This is a genomic window from Anaeromicropila herbilytica (assembly GCF_016591975.1).
Lineage (GTDB): Bacteria > Bacillota > Clostridia > Lachnospirales > Lachnospiraceae > Anaeromicropila > Anaeromicropila herbilytica.
In genome coordinates this window covers 3,366,630-3,387,761 of sequence record NZ_AP024169.1, presented here as the reverse complement: position 1 = coordinate 3,387,761, position 21,132 = coordinate 3,366,630, and the positions used below count along the sequence as shown (strand labels likewise).

The window sequence follows — 21,132 nt, the reverse complement described above, 5'->3', positions numbered from 1 at the left end:
TAAGAAATGATTGTAATATGGAGGATTCAAAAAAGTTATGGGTGCAACAATTAAGGATGTAGCTAAACTGTCAGGAGTTGGTATTGCTACAGTATCTAGAGTTTTAAATAATAGTGGAGTTACAAGTAATGAGACGAAAGAAAAGGTAATGGCGGCAGTTCGTGAGCTTAATTATGTTCCCAATAACAATGCCAGAGTCTTAAAAATGGGACAGTCAAAGACCATAGCACTTTTAGCTAAGAGTATTACAAATCCATTTTTTCAAAAAATGATTCATACTATTGAACAAAAAGTATTTTTACGCGGATATCATTTGGAGATACGTAATGTTAACTATTCAGAACATGAGATGTCTATGGCAATAAAAGAAGTACAGGATCGAAATCTGAATGGAATTATAATTATGGGTGGTAACTTTGAATATACGAATGAAGATTTTAAAAGATTAGGTGTTCCATGTGTCTTATTAACTGTATCAGCGGGTGATTCTGTAGATTCTGAGTTGTACTCAAGTGTTATTATTGATGATGAAGCAGAAAGTTATAAAGCAACAGAATACTTAATTAATTTGGGTCACCATAGAATTGGATGTATTTATAGTACACACGGAAGTAACGTTACACCGAACTTACTACGTTTTCGAGGGTATCAAAAAGCGTTAGAAGCATATTCAATTCCATATGATCCGGTTCTGGTTTCCTCGATTAATGTTTCAGAATCCGGGTATGAATTTGGATTCAATATGATGAAAAATATGATGGAACGTAACAAAGATATGACTGCAGTTGTAACAGTAGCAGATACTATGGCAATTGGAGCTGCGAAAGCGGTTGTATCAGCAGGACTACGTGTGCCGGAAGATATATCCATAGTTGGATTTGATGGAATAGAGGTTGCTGAATATTATAATCCATCCATTGATACAATATGTCAACCAGCAGAACAGATGTCACTTGGGGCTATTGATGCTTTATTTGGTATGTTACAAGGTAACAAGGCAAGTCATACAGTATATGAAGCATCTCTACTAAAAAGGGGATCTTGCACAAGTGTATCGGGAAATTTCAGAAGATAACAATTTTTGCAAAGTTCGTTGAGCAAAGGAAAATGGATATGAGATTTGTTGATGATAGAAAGAAAGAGTATGAATTGTACCTACCAGAGTTGACAAAAAGAGAAGACTTTGAAGAATTTTGGCGTCAGACAATTACTTTATCTAAAAGCGTAACTTTAGGTGTTACATTAGAGAAGGTAGATTATCCTTCTCCTTATGTGGATGTTTATGATCTGACTTATAAAGGATATGATGGTACTGATATTAAGGGATGGTATATGATTCCGAAATTTACAAAAAGTGAAAAGCTACCATGTCTCATTCATTATCATGGTTTTACGAATGGTAGAAATCTACCACATGAATATATGCCATGGATTATGATGGGTATGGTAGTTATAGTAATGGAATGCAGGCTTCAAGGCGGAGACACCGGAAGTAATGTGAATTATCCAGGTGGCTTATTTCATAATGTAAATTCACTTGGCATCCTTGATAAGAGTAAGTACTACTATCGTGCAGTATATATGGATGCAATGCGCGCTATAGATTTTGCAGTATCATGTGAGAATGTAGATTCGTCAAAAATTATTTTACATGGCGCAAGTCAAGGTGGAGCTTTGGTTATGGCAATGGCCGCTCTTGATGAACGTGCAGCTCTCGCCATTGCTGATGTTCCTAGTAATAGTAATATAGAAGCAAGAATTGAAGGAGAGCATGGGTCTTTTCAATGCTTAACGGATTATATTAGAAGATATCCTAATCGGTGGGACACTGTTTACGAAACGGTGAGTTATTACGATACAATGAACATGGCAGATAAAATTAAGTGTCCTGTGCTTGCATCTGTGGCGCTTAAAGATAACATATGCCCTGCCAAGTGCTACTATGCAACTTACAATCGAATAACTGCACAGAAAGATATCGTAGTTTATCCATTTAATGGACATGATGGTTGCGGAATGGTTCATATGCAAAAGAAATTAGAATTTATTAAAGAACATAGAATGATAGGATATTAGTTATTCATAGACTAGCTATATTTATATATTTTAAACTTCCCAATATAAAAGTATAGAGAAGTCTTATTTAATTGAAGATAGATTAATATTTTATTAAAGGAAAGTTGAAAGAAAAATGAAGTATAGAAAGGAATGCCACATATAAATTCTCTCAACTTATTTCGATTGTGGCACTAACACATCGGATAACAGATGTGTTAGTAATAGGTATACTAATGAAACAAGAACAATTAAAAGATTTACTTGCAGATATGACATTAGAAGAAAAAATAGATCAATTATTACAAGTATGTAGCTACTATTATGAAAAAGAAGGTGTTATCACAGGACCTGAAAATGCAGCTGGATTCACAGAGCAAGAGATTAATAATGCCGGTTCCGTGTTAGGTGGTGGCGGTGCAAAATTATTAAGAAAAATCCAAGAAAGCTATATGAAAAAGCAACCACATCAGATCCCATTGATATTTATGGCGGATATTATCAATGGTTATCGTACCATCTTCCCAATTCCTTTAGCACAAGGATGTACCTTTAATACAGAAATAGTTGAAAAAGCAGCAGCTGTCTCAGCGAAAGAATCGGCAGCAGCTGGTCTTCATCTTACTTTTTCTCCAATGGTGGACCTTGTACGTGATGCAAGATGGGGTAGAGTAATGGAATCCACTGGAGAAGATGCGTACTTGAATAGCTGCTTTGCGAAAGCAATCGTTGAAGGCTATCAAGGTACTGGACCTCTTACTGAGAAAGGTAAGATTGCTGCTTGTGTGAAACACTTTGCTGGATATGGTGCTCCAATGGCTGGTAGAGATTATAATACCGTTGAATTATCGGAAAGAACGTTGTTGGGTGATTATCTTCCAGCCTATCAAGCAGCTGTAGATGCAGGTTGTGCAACTGTTATGACCTCTTTTAATACCTTAGACCGTATTCCTTCCACAGGTAATAAAAAATTATTACGAGATATCTTAAGAAATAAAATGGGATTTGATGGAGTAATTATATCAGATTGGGCAGCTATTGAAGAATTAATTCATCATGGTATAGCTAAAAATAAAGAAGAAGCAGCAGCTTTAGCAATGGAAGCAGGTGTTGACATTGACATGATGACAACTTGCTATTGCGGAAATCTTAAAAAGTTAGTAGAAGAAAATAAGATTAACGAATCGCTTGTTGATGAAGCTGCATTACGAGTATTGGAGCTTAAGAACCAATTAGGACTATTTGAGAATCCATTCAAAGATGGAGATGAAGCGGAAGAATTAGAAGTGATTCTATGTGATGAGCATAAAAAGCTTGCAAAAGAAATCTCAATTGAATCCATGGTATTATTAAAAAATGATCATATCTTACCTCTTAAGAAAGAAGGACAAAAACTTGCCTTTGTTGGACCACATGTAGATAACAAATGGATCTCTGGGGTGTGGTCTATTTTTGCAAAAGTAGATGAAAATGTTACCTTCAAGAAAGGAATTGAGAATCTTGGTATCTCAGACGTGACTTATGCAAAAGGTTGTGGATTTGTAGATCCTAACAGTGGACTTGATGTCTATGAGGAAATGCTTAGTCCAGAAGAAGAAAAAGCTATTGAAGATCAGTTATTAGAAGAAGCCTTAAAGAATGCAAAAGAAGCTGATGTAGTTGTTATGGCTCTTGGAGAATTGCCAATACATTCAGGGGAGGCTTCTAGTAGAACAAACTTAGATCTTCCAGAGGTACAGATGAATCTATTCCGAAAGGTATCAGAGGTTAATTCTAATATTGTTGTTGTATTATTCAATGGTAGACCACTTACAATTAAAGAAATCAGTGATAAATCAAGAGCAGTATTAGAAGCTTGGTTACCTGGTAGTGAAGGTGGAAATGCCATAGCAGAAATATTATTTGGTGATGCTACTCCATCTGGAAAGTTATCTATGAGTTTCCCACATAATGTTGGACAAGTTCCTATCTACTATAATGAGTTCCATACTGGAAGACCTTATGCTGGTAACGAAGGAAACGGAAAATATTTTTCCAAATATCTAGATGTTCCGAATGAACCACTTTATCCTTTTGGTTATGGTCTATCCTATACAAATTTTGAAATATCAGAGGTTATATTAGATCAGAGGGAATTAACCAAAGAAGGTAGCGTTGAGGCTTCAGTAACAGTTAAGAATACTGGCGAGTATTCTGGTAAAGAAGTTATTCAACTGTATATTCAGGATAAAAATGCTAGTGTAGCAAGACCAGTAAGAGAGTTAAAAGGCTTCCAAAAGATAGAGTTAGAGCCTGGTGAAGAAATAAAAGTCACTTTTGTTATTACAGAAGAAATGCTTAAATTCTATGATGTTAACATGAATTATACCAGCGAACCTGGTGAATTCAATGTTTTTATAGGTAGTGATAGTGGCACAAAGAATCAAGGTGGTTTTATATTAGTCTAGTATACTTAGTATTAGTTCTAATTAAGTTATATAGGAATGTAGGTGAGGCTAAGTTTTTATTGATAAGAATTAAGTGTTTTATAGAGAATTAAGTAATTATGAATTAGAGTGATGAGTAAAGGTTAAATAAGGAGTTCTTGTGAAATTGATGTATCAATTGAAGCAAGAACTCCTTTTAGAATATTGTCATTTTTTCTTGTCTAATATTTAGAATCTACTTATAATAATTACAAAAGGTATTAAGATTAAAGAATCATTTAGGAATAAAAAAATAGGAAACCTAATTGATAAATTCTTGTATAATTCATTATCGCAAATTAGGTAATTACTTTTTCGTTTATATATGTTATATTTTATATTGATTTGTATTTAAAAGGAGCACGATAAACAATGTGTATAAAAATTGGAATTTGCGATGATAGAGCAGAGGATATTAAAAATCTAACAGAAACTTTATATGGATATGATGCTTCTATTGAAATAATATCATATCAGAATGGTGACTTTTTATTAGAAGATTGCAAAGAACAAAAAGTATTATTTGATATCATATTTTTGGATATTTATATGCCTAGGGGTAGTGGCATTGAGCTTGCATCTAAGATACGTGACTTTATGGCAGATGTGAAGATTGTTTTTGTGTCATCAAGCAATGAACATTATTCTGATGCATATGATGTGTTTGCTTTCAACTATATATTAAAGCCATTGAATAAACAGAAACTATATGATGTATTAGAACATGCTTTACTACTTATTAATAAGGAACGACATTTGCAGATCCAATTTAGTTATAAAGGTGTAAATTATCGGGTGAATTGTAAGGATATCCTATATATTGAGAGTAGAGATAAAAAAATACTAATTCATACAGTAAGTGGAATAGAGCTTCAATGCTATTCCAAATTAGATGAAATAATGAAACAATTGCCCAAAGATTCTTTTATACGTTGTCATCAAAGTTACGCGGTAAATCTAGCTTATACCAAGGAAATGAATGAAAATTATTTCTGTATTAATGATATCGATATTAATATATCTAGAAAATATCGAAAAGAATCGAAAGATAAGTATTTTGAATATCTATTTAAATATATGAGTTAACAAAGGAAAATCGAGGAAATGGATGCGAAGGAAAAACATAAAGAACGGAAGATATTTATTCTCATAGGTTTAGTTTTTACTATTTTGGTAGTTAATTTACCAGTTCTTTATAGTAAATTTTATCATGAGATAAATGGAACTAATAAAGTTGAGGACGGAAGAACTGATTTACGTGACCTTGATCTATCAAAAGGTGTTTATTATCTCGATGGGGAATGGGAATTTCATCCAAACCAGTTTGTTCATTCAGACAAAAAGAAAACTGATAATGATAAATATTTTTTAGAGGTTCCAGATGAATGGACAAATATTAAAGTTCATGGTAAGAAACTAACAGCGGATGGATATGGAACTTATAAATTAACGATAACTAATTTCTCATATAATAAGAATATTACAATATATATACCTGATTTCGGAAGTGCATATCGGATATATATTGATGGCAAGTTAACCTCAAAAAGTGGGGTTGTATCAAAAGATAATAATAAAATATTTACTAGTCCAAAATCGGATATATACCCTGTTAAATTGTCAAATAGAACACAACACGAAGTAATTATAGAACTTGCAACGACAAGGTTTTCTGGACTTTATATGTCTCCTGTTATAGGAGATTATCATCAAATTATTCAAAAAAGTATATTAAAGAATTCTGTCCGATTTGTTTTATTTGGAATAGGACTATTTTCACTTATGGGTTTATTTACGTTCTATTTACTGTCCATTAAGCGAAAGATATATACTTTATGGATGCCATCTATGGTTCTATTAATATTAATGAGAATTATGCTGACATCAGAATTTTATAGTTTTTGGCAGAATATTTTATTTTTTAATTTATCCTATGAGAAAACAAATGAGATAATGTATGCCGAATCCTTCTTGCTTAAATTCTTATTAATATTTTTAGTACAGGAACAATGTGGTATTCAATTTGCTAAGAAAGAAAAATGGGGATTTTTTTCTTTATATACAATACTATTTTTAATTTACCTATGCACACCATCTACTATATATAATCAATATCTATCTACCATTGTTCCAATGTTAACTTTTACGCTGGATATTTATATTGTTTTCAAAATATATCTATGGAGTGATCGACTAAAGAAATATGGCATGATTATATTTTGGAGTAGTATATTGATTACTGTAGGAGTGGCAATTGATAGTTATTATATAAATGGTTCTATATTGATGGATATGTCGTTGGTGATGCTACTCCTATTTGTGTTATTTTTGATTATTATGGATATTTTGTATATCATTCGCGCACTTGACTTATATGATGATTTTTCAATCTCATCTTCACGTCTTGAACTAACGAAAAAGCAGTTAACAATACAAAAAGAGCATTACAATGCCCTTAGTGGTCAGATGCATGAAATAAGAGAAATCAAACACGAGATAAATCGTTTTATTACTATTATGAATCAACTCGTAGAAGAAGAAAATATTGAGAAGTTACGTAATTTCTTAAATGAATTCACAGAAAAAGCTAGCTTCGATCAACTTCCTGTATTCTGTGAGCATGCCATTGCCAATTCCATTATTGGATATAATTATATGAAAGCAAAAGAAATTGGAATACAATTTGAATGTCATTGTAGCATCGCGAACCAGATTGGAATTACAGATAGTGATCTTTGCATTATACTTGGTAATGCATTAGAAAATGCTGTTTATGCTAGTTCTCAGATTGACCCATCTTATGCTCGATTCATAAAAATTGAATCAAAAGCTATGAATGGACAGAGACTTATTAAAGTTGAGAATACATATAATGGAGAGCTGAATGTTGAGGAGGGTAAATACAAATCATTAAAGGAAAGTAATTCTCATGGATTCGGTATTTATAATATGGAAAAAGTAGTTCAAAGTTACAAAGGCCATATGAAAATAGAACATAGTGAAAAGGTATTTACATTGATGATAGCAATTCCTGAAATCGACATTAATTAGAAATAAATAGACAATAATCTCTGCAAAAATGCCAAATTCGACATGAAAATTGCTGATTTCGCAATCGCTAATTATTATATCTATTTTCTGATATAATAATATTCGAGGGGATATTTAATATATCAATTGTAGTTTCTAATCTAGGGAAGATTAGTAGAAATACAAATAAGTGAAAGCACTTAAAGCATGTTATTATTTAAGATGATAATATACTTTAAGTGCTTTCGCTTTATTCTTTATTTGGACGATGAACTAGAAATAGCAAATAATTATATTTGAAAATATTGATCTGCATCAATGTTAATATAATGTCAATAGTGTTATATTATAGATAGATGGATGTTTCATCTAGTAAAAAATAAAGAACAATAAAATAGAGAGGAAGAGATAAAATGAATACTATATTAAAAAATATTCAAAATTCAGAAGTTCTAAATTTAAAAGAACAAATACAGTGTTTGGAGGGTCAAGTTGTAAGTAAGACAATTGTTCAGAATCCATACGTAAGCATGACTCTATTTGCATTTGATAAAGATGAGGAAATCAGTATGCATGAATCAAAAGGAGATGCACTGATTCAAGTATTAGAAGGTACAGCTGAGATTACTATTGATGATACTAAATATATTCTTGAGGATGGACAGTCTATTGTTATGCCTGCAAATCATCCTCATGCTGTATTTGGAAAAGAAAAATTTAAGATGCTTTTAGTTGTGGTATTTCCTGCCTAAGATATAAAAATATAAGGGTATTACATGTAAAATTATTATAGGCTTATATGAAATATGAAAGAATGAAATTTCGAATACATGGCATAATAATATAAACTAATTATATTATTTGGAGGAGATTAACTATGAGCAAAAATAATGCCAAAAAAAGTACAAGTAATCATAAAAAAGAAGATGGTACCTTTCATTCTAAACATATTAAGCATGATCCACAAGCTGAAAGCGCTAGAGCTGTATTTGGACTAAAAGCGGACAATTCCAAAGATAAAGAAAACTAGAATTATTTACGTACTTAGTTATAGGACAGAATATAAAATAATGAAAAGCACCTTATAGCGAGCGAAGGATATGACTCACTATAAGGTGCTTTTCATTGTAGAATATTTATTATGTTATGCTAACTTTTAAAGACAATACATATTATATCGAACCTATTTCAAATAAGCATCAATACCATTTGCAATCCCAGTTACAAGTTTCTTCTGATATTTGGAGGTTGCCATTAGGGAATCTTCTTTTGGGTTACTCATAAATCCCATTTCGATAATGGTAACAGGTACCTTACACCAATTAATTCCACTCATGGTGTCCGTTCTCCACACACCCTTACTATTGGCCCCTGTGGATTTTAACATGCTTTTAAGTACGTTGCTTGATAAAGAATAAGATTTCGAATATAGTTTGCCATTATAGGGATTACTTTTAGTCTGGCATATTGTCATAATTCCATTATCTTTACGATTCACACTTCCATTAGCATGAATACGAATAAATGCATCTGCATTTGCTTTATTTGCTATTTTCGCACGTTCACTGTTGCTGATGTTAACGTTATTCGTTTCACGGATCATAATTACTTTATAACCACGTTTGACTAGTTCTTTCTTAAGTAATTTGGCGACAGAAAGGTTAAGTTGATATTCAGCTAATCCAGTGGATACGCCAGAAGTACCACCAGTTACTTTTGCTTTTTTTGTAGATGCTCCAGGTCCAATCGGTTCTTTAGCGGTATTAGCATGTCTTTGGTGGCCTGCATCAATTACAATCACCTTTTTGGATGTAGTGCGTGATAAAAATATCTGATTTGCATAGTTAGATGCTTTTGCTTGAACGTTTGCTTCTTGGCTTGGAAGAAGTAATTGATCACACGTAACTATAGCAAAAATAATGCATAATAAGAATGCTAATTTTCTAATTGCTCGATTCATTATTAATAAGATGCTCCTGTCATTGATTTTAATAGGTCAAATGATTTCATATGAGTTGAGAATTCCTTCCAACCATCTTTCATTGTTTCAGGTAAATATAATGGAATACTATGATACATTACAAATGTTGAAACAAAGAAGAATATTACCATTGTGATAAATATGATAAAAGGAACTTTATTTTTATTATCTTGTGAAATAATTGGTAAGGACACTAGCATATAGCAGATACCTAATAAATTACCTAGATAAAATAAGGTAATACCAGTATTAGTGTTAATATAAAAAACAATGATAGATAGAATTGTGATTGGAATTAAAGCCACGCTTCTAGTTGCCGCAACACATAACATTGATTTAAAATGTATTGTATTTTTAAAGATCATACTTACTAGGTATAAGATCCCCGCTAAAATACAGCTTAATAAGCAAGAAATAAGGATTGTAACGATGAAAATCTTAACTAATGGAAGCTTATATGCTGCTGTAGCAGCGTCTGAATAATCACCCATTAGACCACCGAATAAATTAAGTGTTGAATTTATTTTAGAGGTTACAACTACACTAAAGAATGCTGTTAATATTGCTTGAAAGACAATGAATCCTATAGCAATATTGTGATTTGCTGTTTTAACAAAAAGAGGTCCACTTGTTGTAGGGTTACGAAAGATATTCAAAAATGAAGCGAATAAATCCTGAAGATATCTTGTAGAGTGTTCTTTAGCTTGATTGAACTGTTGCTGATATTGTTTATAATCCGCTTGCGTATTCATTGTTGGTTGGTTAGAGTTGAAAGCTTGTTCGGATTGTTCAGAAGCCATTGTAGGTGTTTCTTCCATAATTGGAGTTGTTGTTGGTTGTAATTGACAAGAACAAGTTTGTCCTTCTTCTAAAGGTTTTCCACATTTCGTACAAAATTTTGCCATTTCATTATCCTCCTAATAATATAAAGTATTAAAATCAGTTCTATCTAGTAACCATTTACCATCTTCATAGACATAAGTAAAATCAGTTGAAGAAGAATTGGAATACGTATTGGTTTGCTTTTCACCAGACCAATAGTCGTTTACGGAATACGTCAAGTTATAATCGTAATCTACGGTAACTGTTATATATAATTGGTTATCAATAGTATCATAAGAAACATCTCCAGTTACATTGGAGAAGTCTATAGCATCAATTCCAGTTCCATCCCCTGAACTAAAGTAAGAACTGAAATAAGTATAGGAATCTTTCATATTGGATCGTTGCACCTCATCTGAAATGAATAAATCACTAATATCGGAAAAGGGAGATTGCGTAGCAGCAGCTGCATAGAGTTCCTTCATTGCTTTTGCGGCATCCTTAGCTAGTTCAGTTTGAACATCTTTGTTTAATGTCATGTTTTCAAGATAATAGCCTTCATTGTCAGTAGATATAGTTGATTTGATGTCTTCCATATTATCTTGAGTTATTTTAATGTCATGTTGACCTATAAAAAGTTCAGGTATCACATAAGAATCATAGGAGTCGTCTTCCGATTCATTATTTAAATAGCTAGAACCTAATGTAATACCATCAAGAACAACTTTGGCCTTAGAAGGAACAGTGATACTATAATCGCTATAGATATAATTATCAGGGGCTACTTTCCATGAATCAAAGAATAAGAAATTCCTTGACGACTGTTTATTTAGTTCAACATTGAAGGCGGAATCATCGTGCTCTCCCTTTAAACGATAGGAGATATCAACAGTTGTACTGATATCCTTCTTTGAAGATGAATTCGAATCAATTTGATATGTATTATATTTGGTTGCTCCTTGATTTTCTTTCGCTTTAAGGAATTCTTTTTTCGTAAGGAAATCTGACGTTGCAATATCCAAATCATCATATACCCCTTCCCAGTCACCATTCATTTCCTTTAAGAAATGGTGTTTTGCAACTTGTGCTGGGCCAAACTGTTTTTTACCAATTGCAACGAAGCTAAATAATCCTACTGCTAAGAGAATAGCTTCCGTAAGTACAATCTTAGCCATTTTACTCATCTGTTTCTTTGGATGAAAGGTAGGAATAGCAGAAGCTGGTGGCTGATACATAAGCTCTTGTTTAGATTCGTTGGTAGGTCCTGTTATTGTAGGTTGTATTTCGATTTTGGTACCACATTCACCACAAAAAGCGGCATCATCTGGTACTTTTGCTCCACATTCTGGACAAAACATGATGTCACCTCCTTAATTGTCACCTTTATCTTTTTCATAGTCTTTAATTAGGTTCGCATTTTTTTTTTCATACTCATTTAATTCATCCTCTGGGAATGAATCTGAGGAGTAAACTGGTGAATACCAATCCTTTGCCTCAAAATATGACTGTAATTCTTCTGAGTCAAAAATATACCCATGTCGTGCAAAGATTTCATTTCTTGCAAGAGATAATTCATCTTTACTTAAGTCTTTTAAATCATCATCTGTTAGATATCTTGAATCGCTATCTGAGATTATGTAATCCCCTTGATTACTTGAATCTTCAGTATCTTCTGTATCTTCACTGGTTTTGGTCTCTGTAGAAGTATCAGGTTCTGTAGTTTCCTTTTTCTTATCCGAATTAGAAGATGATACACTAATACTAAAATCATCTAAAGATATTCCTTGATATTCTTCGGTTTGTGAATTAGAAGAATTATCTGATTCCTTTGCATATTCGGATTTTGTAAGATTTTTTGTTTTTTTAGCTTTGGATACATTAGAACTTGATAAGAATAACAGAGCAGTGATAGATGCTATAAAGATAATAGCAATTGAAAGAATACATGAAATGATTTTAAGCTTAAAGTCTGCTTTTTCTTTCATATTTCCCTCTCCCGATCTTAAATTTTTATATGTTCAAAAATATCATGATAGGAATAATGTTATTTTATGACACATACACAGAATATTATAGGTATTTTTTTCTATTATGTCAATTTTTAATTGCATTGACTTTAAGTAAATTTTATAAAAATTTAGAAATAGCGTATCTGTTACAACATTATCAGATACGCTATTTCTAAGAATTAACAAGTATTCAATTAATTAAAATAAGACTTTTGTCACCATAACAAGTTAGTTATTTTTTCTGAATTCGGGTGCTACATCATAAATATTTTCTAATGCAGTGCGAACTTCATCTAACCATTCAAATTTTCCTTTCTTGATACACCATGTTACTTCATAACCCAAAAAAGCGTAAGCAGAAGCTTGGTATAAGGACTTTGCTTCATTTTTATTACGAATCTGACCAGCCTCTTGTCCTTTTTTTATAATCGTTACAGCAATATTGGTTAATTCTTCTCTCATATCATAACTACCATAGTCTTCTTTCAGATTACTGATCATCATCTGACTAAAGAAATCTGTTCCATATTTCATCGCTTCTTCGATAAGGCATTCAAAACACTTCATTAGTTGGTCCCAGTAATTATTTCTTTCTAAGATAGACATAAGGAATTGACTAATATTATGAGTAACAGAATCATAAAAATGGAGAATAATATCTTCTTTTGATTTTAAGTGATAATAAAATGTTGTTTTCGATATTTTGCAGGCTTCACAAATATCAACTACTGTAACATTCTGGTATCCATTTTCTAAAAATAATTGATTGGCTGTATTTATGATAAACTGTTTCGTTGAAATTTCTGACATAGGATGCTCCTTTTTCTTCTATTCTTATTATTTTTAACATCTGAAGTGGCCAAACAATAAGCAATCTACGGTATCATAAGGAACATTATAACACATGCTTCAACAAGATTCTACATTGACATTATATTCCTATAATGGTATTATATTACTGTAGTAATACAAAATATAACTAAGGTAAATCAAGAAGGAGAGTACATATGCTAAAATTATTTGAAAAAACTCAAATTGGAAGTATGAAGTTGAAAAACCGCATTGTTATGGGACCAATGGGAACAACTGGCGAAGCAGATGGATCTTATTGCACTGAAGGTATTCGTTATTTTGAAGAACGTGCAAAAGGTGGCACTGGCTTAATTATTACAGGCGCTAATGTTGTAACTACCAAATATGAACCACGTCCATGTACAGAACTTAGTAATTTTCATCATGTAGAACGCCTTAATATGTTAATAGAACGCTGTCATCATTATGGAGCTAAAGTAAGTGTGCAGATATCACCAGGTTTAGGACGTCAACAGTTTACGGATCCTTTTACACCACCATATTCTTCTAGCGATTGTAATGCATTCTGGTTTCCAAATCTAAAATGTAAACCATTTACCAAAGAAGAAATCAAAGATCTAGTAGAGAAGGTCGGATATTCAGCAAGTCTAGCAAAAATGGCAGGTGCTGATGCGGTAGAATTGCATGCATACGGCGGATACTTATTAGACCAATTCCATTCCAAACAATGGAATACACGTACGGATGAGTACGGCGGAGATCTTAAGAATCGTATGAGATTTACCTTAGAATGTATAGAATCAATTCGAAAGAATGTTGGTAATAAATTCCCTATTCTAGTAAAGTTCACTCCAGTTCATAGAGTAGAAGGTGGACGAGAATTAGAAGAGGGACTTGAGATGGCAAAGATTCTTGAAGCTGCTAATGTTGACGCTCTTCATGTCGATGTAGGATGTTACGAAGCGTGGCATAAGGCTATCTCTACTGTTTATGAAAAGGAAGAACATCAAATGGATGTAGTTGAGGCTGTGAAGAAAGTAGTTTCTCTTCCTGTACTTGGTCAGGGTAAGATGTTTGATCCAGAAAAAGCGGAAAGAGCTGTTACAGAAGGAAAGACAGATTATATCGTATTAGGCCATCAGATGCTAGCTGATCCATACTGGGCAAGCAAAGTAAAAGAAGGTAATACAATGGATATTGTTCCATGTATCGGTTGTAATGAATGTCTCCTTGCAGGATTCTCTGGTAAGCACTATTACTGTGCAGTAAATCCGTTATGCTATGCAGAAGATAATTTTGAACTTCCTACACCTGATGGAACTAAGAAATCAGTGTTAGTTATTGGTGGAGGCCCTGGTGGTATGTCTGCAGCGATTGCAGCTGCAAAACGTGGGTTTGATGTAGAGTTATGGGAGAAATCATCTAGACTAGGTGGTAATCTATGGGCAGCGGGTCTACCAACATTCAAACATGATGTACTTAGACTAATTACATATATGGAACGACAAGTATTAAAGCTTGGAGTTACTGTAAAGTTGAATAAAGAAGCAACTACAGAAGATGTAGTTGCAGGAAAATATGATAAAATTGTATTAGCAGCAGGTTCTGTACCTGTAATGCCTCCTATTGAAGGCATTGAACTAGCCAAAGCTGCTAATGATTATTTATTAGGTCTTAAAAAACCTGGTGAAAAGGTTGTTGTGATCGGTGGTGGACTTGTTGGTTGTGAAACAGCTGCATATATGAAAGAAACAGCCAAAGAAGTAACCATCATCGAGATGCTAGATGATATTCTTGCTATCTCAGAACATTGCTTAAATAATGATCAAGCGCTTAGAACCATGATTAAGGAAAGAAATATCGGAGTGGTTGGTAATGCGAAAGTAGCTAAAATAACTAGCACAGGTATTACATATCAAAAAGATGGAAAAGAATCTACAATCGAATGCGATACCGTAATAATTGCAGCAGGCTATAAAGCAAACAATCAATTAGAAAAAGAGTTAGAGGACAAAGTAGAAGATATAACCGTAATTGGCGATGCAGAAGCTCCAAGAAAAATCCTAACTGCAGTCCATGAAGGTTACCATACTATCCGAGTAATGTAAGAATCGTATGGAATATTAATATTAGTAATAGAGATGAAATTATAATAAAACATTGAATTAGATAGCGGTAGATGCCTTTATATATGGTATCTACTGCTTCTTTTGAGGTGAAGAATACAAATATTACTATTATATGTAATAATAATATAGATAATGGCTATTAGTACATAATAAAGGAAAAATGAAGCAATAAAGTACAATCTGTAAAATAAATATTTTAAGGAATAACGAAGAAAAGATAGATAGGAGATACAATTTTGATAAGGAAAAAATATATTGAAGAAACCAAAGAATTTTTAAAGTTACAATTAGATACATATCCAGATGGCGTTGCTTACGTATTATTAGAAGATGATAGAATTGTATGGAAAATATCATCAGATGGTTTACAACTAAATAATTACGATGAAGGGTCTAAAATTGATAAGACAATAATTGATGTCTCAATGAAGAAGAAGCAAGTAATTACTATATTTGATGATTCAATTCATAGAAACTTAAGTATAACGTATATACCTATACTTAATGATGATAATGACCAAAGCAATAGTGCATTTTTAACAATACGACCAATTGTTCATCCGATGGAGAACGCATTCGAAAGTATAGCACCGATTATTACTGATTTATTTCCAGAAGGAGCATTTATATCATTAACAAATCAAAAAGAAATTATTAATGTACAACGTAGTGAAAAATATGATATTCCTGTGGTAGAAGCAGGTTTTGACATTACAAATGAACCAGCCATCGTAAATGCTATTCAGTCAGGAAAGCGTGTTCTAAGCGATGATGATACCTTACAATATGGACCTCCAGTTCGAGTGCTTACTGCTCCATATTTTGACGAAGAGAGTAATACTGTAGTTGGTGTTATTAATATTATAAGACCAAAACAAGCAGAATTAAGCTTGAGAAATATGTCAGCAAATCTTGAAAGACAGCTTGGCGAAGTATCAATCACGATACAAGAACTTGCATCTGCTTCAGGGACAATACATAGTAATGAACAAGAAGTAAATAAAGAAATTGAAGAAATCACAATCATGGCTAATCAAATTGTTGAAATTAGTAATATGATTAAATCTATAGCAGATGCCACCAAAATGTTGGGGCTTAACGCATCCATAGAAGCAGCGAGAGCAGGAGTAGCTGGAAGAGGATTCAGTGTAGTTGCAAATGAAATTAATAAATTATCCGAACAATCTAAAAATACAGTTCCTAAAATTAAAAAATTGACAGATGATATTAAATCAAAAGTTGAAGAAACTAAGAATAAGAGCAATATATCACTTTCATCTAGTCAGGAACAAGTAGCTGCAACAGAAGAAATTACCGCAACAATTGAAGAGATTCAAGCGTCATCAGTAGAGCTTGCTAATATCGCAAATACAATTTAAGAACCAGTTTTTTACAAAGGAACTACAAGAAGTTATAGGATAAAGATAACTAAATAATTAAATAAAAATGTAGCTCTATAGTTAATACAAAATGAATCCCAGATACCCTCGGATTTTTGTATTAATTATAGCGCTACTCATTTTTAAATATTCAAAGATATTTATAGCTTAACTTTAAAGGAAATGTCTTTATTTGGCTGATGGGAAAAATGGTCTTAATGTAGCAGCAACATTACTTACTGGCATTGTCTGTAATATAATCTTACCTGGCCCAGTAACAACAGTATTGAAGATACCTTCGCCACCAAATACCATATTTTTAACACCAGGTACTGTTTGGATTTCCATCTTACAGCTTTCTGACATAGCTGCTAGATATCCAGTGTCAATAACCATAGATTGGCCAGCTTGAAGATCGTATTCAACTGCAGTACCATCAATCTCAACAAAAGCAACACCATTACCAGATAACTTTTGCATAATAAATCCTTCACCACCGAATAGGCCAGAACCTATTTTCTTCTGAAAATGAATGGATAATGTTACACCTGCCTCAGAAGCTAGAAATGCAGATTTTTGCACAATCATACTGTTTCCTGGTGTAATATTGAATGCACGAATAGATCCAGGAAAACTTGATGCAAAGGCAATCATTCCTTCTCCGCCTAAGCAAGTATACCTATTCTGAAATAAAGAATCTCCTGAAAACATTCTACCTAAAGCTTTACCAATTCCACCATTCGTAGTGGTTTCCATTTTCATATTTGGACTCATCCAACTCATAGAGCCACTTTCTGTTATTAAAGATTCTCCTGAGTTTACTGTACAAGTTACAACAGGTAGTGGTTCTCCAATAATTTCATATCTCATATATTTGTCCTCCTCATAATTTGATTATTATATTTTAGTATACACGAATTATGAAAATATTAAAGATAAAATAGGAAAATTAATCTAATTCTAATTTCTAAACTAATTGAAATAATATTTCTAGTAATGGTTGATAATAATTAATGTTTTTTATTATAGATGCATTAAATGAAAAAACGAGAGAAAATAAATTATTTCATATATGTAAAAAATATCTTAAGATACAAAATATTACCATATTAGACATATAGTGATTTTTTTATAGGAATGTGATATGATAGTTATATAACAATTAAGGAGGGTGTGATTCAGTGAGAGATATTAGTGTTGTTATTGTAGATGATTCCTCATTTTCAATTGCATTGATAAAAGATATTCTTGAGGAGAATGGTTTTAACGTTGTTGGAGTAGCTGGCTCATTAGAAGAAGTGAAAGAAGTAGTAAAAGATAAGAAACCTATGTTGGTAACGATGGATATGACATTACCAGGTACAGATGGTCTTGAATGCACTCGTGCAGTGCATGAAATTGATGAAAATATAAAAGTTATTGTTATTAGTTCTATGATGGATGATGAAATTATCAGTGAAGCTAAAAAGAATAAGGTATCTGGTTATATTCAGAAACCAGTTGATGCTGATGAACTTATTACTGCAATTAATCGAATTATGGACGCAGAAGCTTTATATAATTATTTACAAGAAGAATATTTTGTAGTATTTAAAGAAGCACTAATGGATGGTATGAATAGAATGACCAAAACTCTTCTTACATACACTGAAGAATATTCTTTTAATAAAGAATATGAATCAGAAGGTATGACGATTATTATTGGAATTATAGGACAGTTTGCTGGTAGAATGTTAATTGATTTGTCACAGGAAACTGCAAATAATCTGGCGACAGCTCTCTTGAGAAGAGAACCAAAAAGTATTGATGAAATGATGGCGGCACTGGGCGAATTTACTAATATTATTTCTGGAAATGCATGTTCTATATTAAATAGAAAGATAAAGGCACTTGGACTTCGTGTTGCACCGCCATCTGTTTTACATGGTGAGAAAGTTCACGTATCAGCTCCTAACTTTATTACAACTATCGCAATAGCAGATACAGATTATGGTAAATTACTACTTAATGTTGGATTTAAAAGGAGTGAAGAAAAGTGGATGTAAAACATGTAAATCCGTTTATTGAATCCTTTGCTACTATAATGCCTCAGCTTGGATTTAATAATGTAAAAAAAGGAGATTTGAGTGTTAAGGGCAAGGATTTAACTGATTCAGGCGTTGTTATTATATTAGGTATTGTTGGAGAGATTAGAGGAAATGTTGTTTATTCCATTGGAGTTGAGGAAGCAAAAAAAATAGCATCAACAATGATGATGGGAATGCCAGTCGCAGAATTTGATGATATGGCAAAGAGTGCAATATCAGAGTTAACGAACATGTTGACTGCGAATGCAGCTACATGTTTCTCAACGATGGGAATTACGATTGATATTTCAACTCCAACGTTATTAATTGGTGATAATGTATCGATTAAAATGAGTTCAAATCAAGTATTATGTATTGAGTTAATAGCAGATGATATTCCAGTAAAAGTTAATTTAGCATTTGAAGGGTAGCATAATAAACGATTATTGAATCCAGAATATCAAATAGATGCTCATTAAGAAATATGAATATTTATTTTGATAAATAAATAAGTATATTAATAAGTAAATAAATGGGATCTGCGCAATTCATAATTACATTACGAATTGCGCAGATCCTTTCTTAATTTAAATAAATACTAGTTGAAATGTAAACTTTGAATCCTAGCTTATTGCTATTTGCCAAATTCCTTCTTACTCATAGCACCACTTACGAATAAGCATAAGATATAACCAAGTGTAAGTGCAATGCAACTAATAAATAACAACAATAAAGCTGAGAGATTGGTCGTACGAATAAGAAACTCGTAAGAGTGATAAGTGAAATAACCTAATATGGCTATGATAATAGAAGGTTTTAATAACCAATTTACTGCATCAAAATCAGCATGAATATTACGGTAGGTAGCAGCAACATCTAAGGTTGTAATAGCTAGCTGACTTACTAAGGTACCGATTAGATAACCTGCAATACCGTACTTTGGTATAAAAAATAAAATGGAGAAAATTCTTATAGCTAAGCCAACAATCGAATTAAAAAAAGTAATATGAGTCTTGCCTAACCCATTAATAATACTACTTAGAGTTGTAGTAAGATACAAAAATGGACATAGCCAGGATAATACAGTAAGATATACACCAGCAGTAGCATTATTATAGATAGTTACTCCAAGTGCATTACCAAATATCATAAAAATACCAGTACTAAGAATACCAATAATCAGACTGTACTTAATTGACATTGTGGTTGTTCGGTCAATTAATGAATTATTACGAACAGCTTGCGCTTCACTAACTGTTGGTAATAACATAACCGCAAAGGAGTTAGTAATGGTAGATGGAAACATGATAAATGGAATCGCCATTCCTGTAAGCACACCATAGATACTTAACGCATCAGCAGTTGATAGACCTGATTTCTTTAACATTATGGGAATCAATATCGCCTCAAAACTATGTAATAAAGCAAGTAGTAGACGATTTCCGGTGAGCGGAATCGATACTTTCAATAATTCTTTCATTATTGTCCTGAGTCTTAAAGTAACCTTCGATAGCATATTGGCTTTTTTATTCTCAAATAGTAAGGAGAGAAGGCTATATACATCAGAAGCAATTTCACCAAGAGCAACACCAAGGATTGCGAGTTCACAAGTAACTACATTATCCCCATTTCCGAAATAAAGAGCTATGAAATACACAGAGATAACACGCACAATCTGCTCAAGCAATTGAGTGGAGGCAGGGACAAAGGTTTTCTTTAATCCATAATAATATCCATTAATACAAGCTGTCATACCACAAAATGGATAGATAAAAGCAAGTATTTTAATGGAATCGCTACATCTTGGTTCAGCAAGTAGGTGTATGGAGATATAATCGGAGCCTAGATAGGTAACGATAGAACAAGTAAGTGCTATAGATACCGATAAGATTAAACCAATCTTAAGGATTCGCCTTGCGTTTTTTATGTGATTTTGACCTACTTCTGCTGCAACGAACCTAGAGATAGATGTCTGAATACCAGATGCATATAAGGTGAAGCATATCCCATAGACAGCAAAGATTAACTGGTATACACCCATATTCTCAGCACCAAGTGCATTCGATAAATAGATTCTATAGAAAAATCCAATAAATCTCGTCAAAAATCCAGCTAATGTTAATATTATAGTTCCTTTTAATATACTACTTTTACTCATAGAACAATCATCTTATAAATCTAGATAGGGGTCGATTTATCAGATGTCCTTTATTATTATTAGTTCATTATATGGTACATTCTTTCGTTATATTCTTTCGTTATATTTAAAAGTTGGAATAAAATTGTATAGAATAAGCAAAAAAAGCAATATTTTATAATATCTATTGACATTAATACACCATAATGATAAGATACAATCAGTAAATATCCGACTAAAATGCTC

18 protein-coding genes are annotated in these 21,132 nt (G+C 32.5%); 11 read left to right on the top strand and 7 right to left on the bottom strand.

The features are described from left to right. Positions 1-37 precede the first annotated feature (37 nt). The 7 genes from bsdtb5_RS14680 (at position 38) to bsdtb5_RS14650 (ending at position 8,580) form a co-directional block, all read left to right on the top strand. Positions 38-1,075: a LacI family DNA-binding transcriptional regulator gene (locus bsdtb5_RS14680; protein WP_271712728.1), complete on the top strand. Its 1,038-nt coding sequence runs from the start codon at positions 38-40 to the stop codon at positions 1,073-1,075. Between the two features lie 38 nt (positions 1,076-1,113). Beyond that, the gene (locus bsdtb5_RS14675; protein ID WP_271712727.1) at positions 1,114-2,076 is read left to right on the top strand and encodes an acetylxylan esterase; all 963 of its coding nucleotides are present in this window, start codon (positions 1,114-1,116) and stop codon (positions 2,074-2,076) included. 215 nt (positions 2,077-2,291) lie between these two features. Then, the gene (gene bglX, locus bsdtb5_RS14670) at positions 2,292-4,502 is read left to right on the top strand and encodes a beta-glucosidase BglX (protein WP_271712726.1); all 2,211 of its coding nucleotides are present in this window, start codon (positions 2,292-2,294) and stop codon (positions 4,500-4,502) included. Positions 4,503-4,892: 390 nt separating this feature from the next. Beyond that, positions 4,893-5,606: a LytR/AlgR family response regulator transcription factor gene (locus bsdtb5_RS14665; protein WP_271712725.1), complete on the top strand. Its 714-nt coding sequence runs from the start codon at positions 4,893-4,895 to the stop codon at positions 5,604-5,606. Positions 5,607-5,624: 18 nt separating this feature from the next. Beyond that, a complete protein-coding gene (locus bsdtb5_RS14660) occupies positions 5,625-7,571 on the top strand; it encodes an ATP-binding protein (RefSeq protein WP_271712724.1) in 1,947 nt (648 codons plus the stop codon). A gap of 392 nt (positions 7,572-7,963) precedes the next feature. Next, positions 7,964-8,302 carry a cupin domain-containing protein gene (locus bsdtb5_RS14655; protein ID WP_271712723.1) on the top strand — a complete coding sequence of 113 codons (339 nt, stop codon included), beginning with the start codon at positions 7,964-7,966 and terminating at the stop codon, positions 8,300-8,302. A 125-nt stretch (positions 8,303-8,427) separates the two neighbouring features. Beyond that, positions 8,428-8,580 (top strand): CPC_1213 family protein, encoded by a 153-nt coding sequence (locus bsdtb5_RS14650; protein WP_271712722.1) that lies wholly within the window; start codon positions 8,428-8,430, stop codon positions 8,578-8,580. A 153-nt stretch (positions 8,581-8,733) separates the two neighbouring features. On the opposite strand, the gene bsdtb5_RS14645 is transcribed toward bsdtb5_RS14650, so the two are convergent. The 5 genes from bsdtb5_RS14645 to bsdtb5_RS14625 form a co-directional block, all read right to left on the bottom strand. After that, a complete protein-coding gene (locus tag bsdtb5_RS14645; RefSeq protein ID WP_271712721.1) occupies positions 8,734-9,510 on the bottom strand; it encodes an N-acetylmuramoyl-L-alanine amidase family protein in 777 nt (258 codons plus the stop codon). Positions 9,511-9,512: 2 nt separating this feature from the next. After that, positions 9,513-10,436 (bottom strand): Yip1 family protein, encoded by a 924-nt coding sequence (locus tag bsdtb5_RS14640; protein WP_271712720.1) that lies wholly within the window; start codon positions 10,434-10,436, stop codon positions 9,513-9,515. A 12-nt stretch (positions 10,437-10,448) separates the two neighbouring features. Beyond that, a complete protein-coding gene (locus bsdtb5_RS14635) occupies positions 10,449-11,711 on the bottom strand; it encodes a zinc-ribbon domain-containing protein (protein ID WP_271712719.1) in 1,263 nt (420 codons plus the stop codon). Between the two features lie 12 nt (positions 11,712-11,723). After that, complete coding sequence (locus bsdtb5_RS14630; RefSeq protein ID WP_271712718.1) at positions 11,724-12,338, bottom strand: YARHG domain-containing protein; 615 nt, start codon at positions 12,336-12,338, stop codon at positions 11,724-11,726. 252 nt (positions 12,339-12,590) lie between these two features. Further along, positions 12,591-13,172, bottom strand: coding sequence for a TetR/AcrR family transcriptional regulator (locus bsdtb5_RS14625; RefSeq protein ID WP_271712717.1), 582 nt, complete (start codon positions 13,170-13,172; stop codon positions 12,591-12,593). A gap of 197 nt (positions 13,173-13,369) precedes the next feature. Between bsdtb5_RS14625 and bsdtb5_RS14620 the strand changes: the two genes are divergently transcribed. Together bsdtb5_RS14620 and bsdtb5_RS14615 are read left to right on the top strand one after the other, a co-directional pair. Further along, positions 13,370-15,283: an NAD(P)/FAD-dependent oxidoreductase gene (locus tag bsdtb5_RS14620; protein WP_271712716.1), complete on the top strand. Its 1,914-nt coding sequence runs from the start codon at positions 13,370-13,372 to the stop codon at positions 15,281-15,283. A 257-nt stretch (positions 15,284-15,540) separates the two neighbouring features. Further along, positions 15,541-16,683 (top strand): methyl-accepting chemotaxis protein, encoded by a 1,143-nt coding sequence (locus bsdtb5_RS14615; RefSeq protein ID WP_271712715.1) that lies wholly within the window; start codon positions 15,541-15,543, stop codon positions 16,681-16,683. 189 nt (positions 16,684-16,872) lie between these two features. Here the strand turns inward: bsdtb5_RS14615 and bsdtb5_RS14610 are convergent, their stop codons facing one another. After that, the gene (locus bsdtb5_RS14610) at positions 16,873-17,553 is read right to left on the bottom strand and encodes a TIGR00266 family protein (RefSeq protein WP_271712714.1); all 681 of its coding nucleotides are present in this window, start codon (positions 17,551-17,553) and stop codon (positions 16,873-16,875) included. 311 nt (positions 17,554-17,864) lie between these two features. Between bsdtb5_RS14610 and bsdtb5_RS14605 the strand changes: the two genes are divergently transcribed. Together bsdtb5_RS14605 and bsdtb5_RS14600 are read left to right on the top strand one after the other, a co-directional pair. Further along, positions 17,865-18,728, top strand: coding sequence for a response regulator (locus tag bsdtb5_RS14605; protein ID WP_271712713.1), 864 nt, complete (start codon positions 17,865-17,867; stop codon positions 18,726-18,728). Beyond that, on the top strand, positions 18,719-19,180 hold the full coding sequence (locus bsdtb5_RS14600) for a chemotaxis protein CheX (protein WP_271712712.1): 462 nt from the start codon (positions 18,719-18,721) through the stop codon (positions 19,178-19,180). The genes bsdtb5_RS14605 and bsdtb5_RS14600 overlap by 10 nt, the downstream gene beginning before the upstream one ends. Positions 19,181-19,383: 203 nt before the next feature. Here the strand turns inward: bsdtb5_RS14600 and bsdtb5_RS14595 are convergent, their stop codons facing one another. Continuing rightward, complete coding sequence (locus tag bsdtb5_RS14595) at positions 19,384-20,907, bottom strand: putative polysaccharide biosynthesis protein (protein ID WP_271712711.1); 1,524 nt, start codon at positions 20,905-20,907, stop codon at positions 19,384-19,386. Between the last annotated feature and the right edge of the window lie 225 nt (positions 20,908-21,132).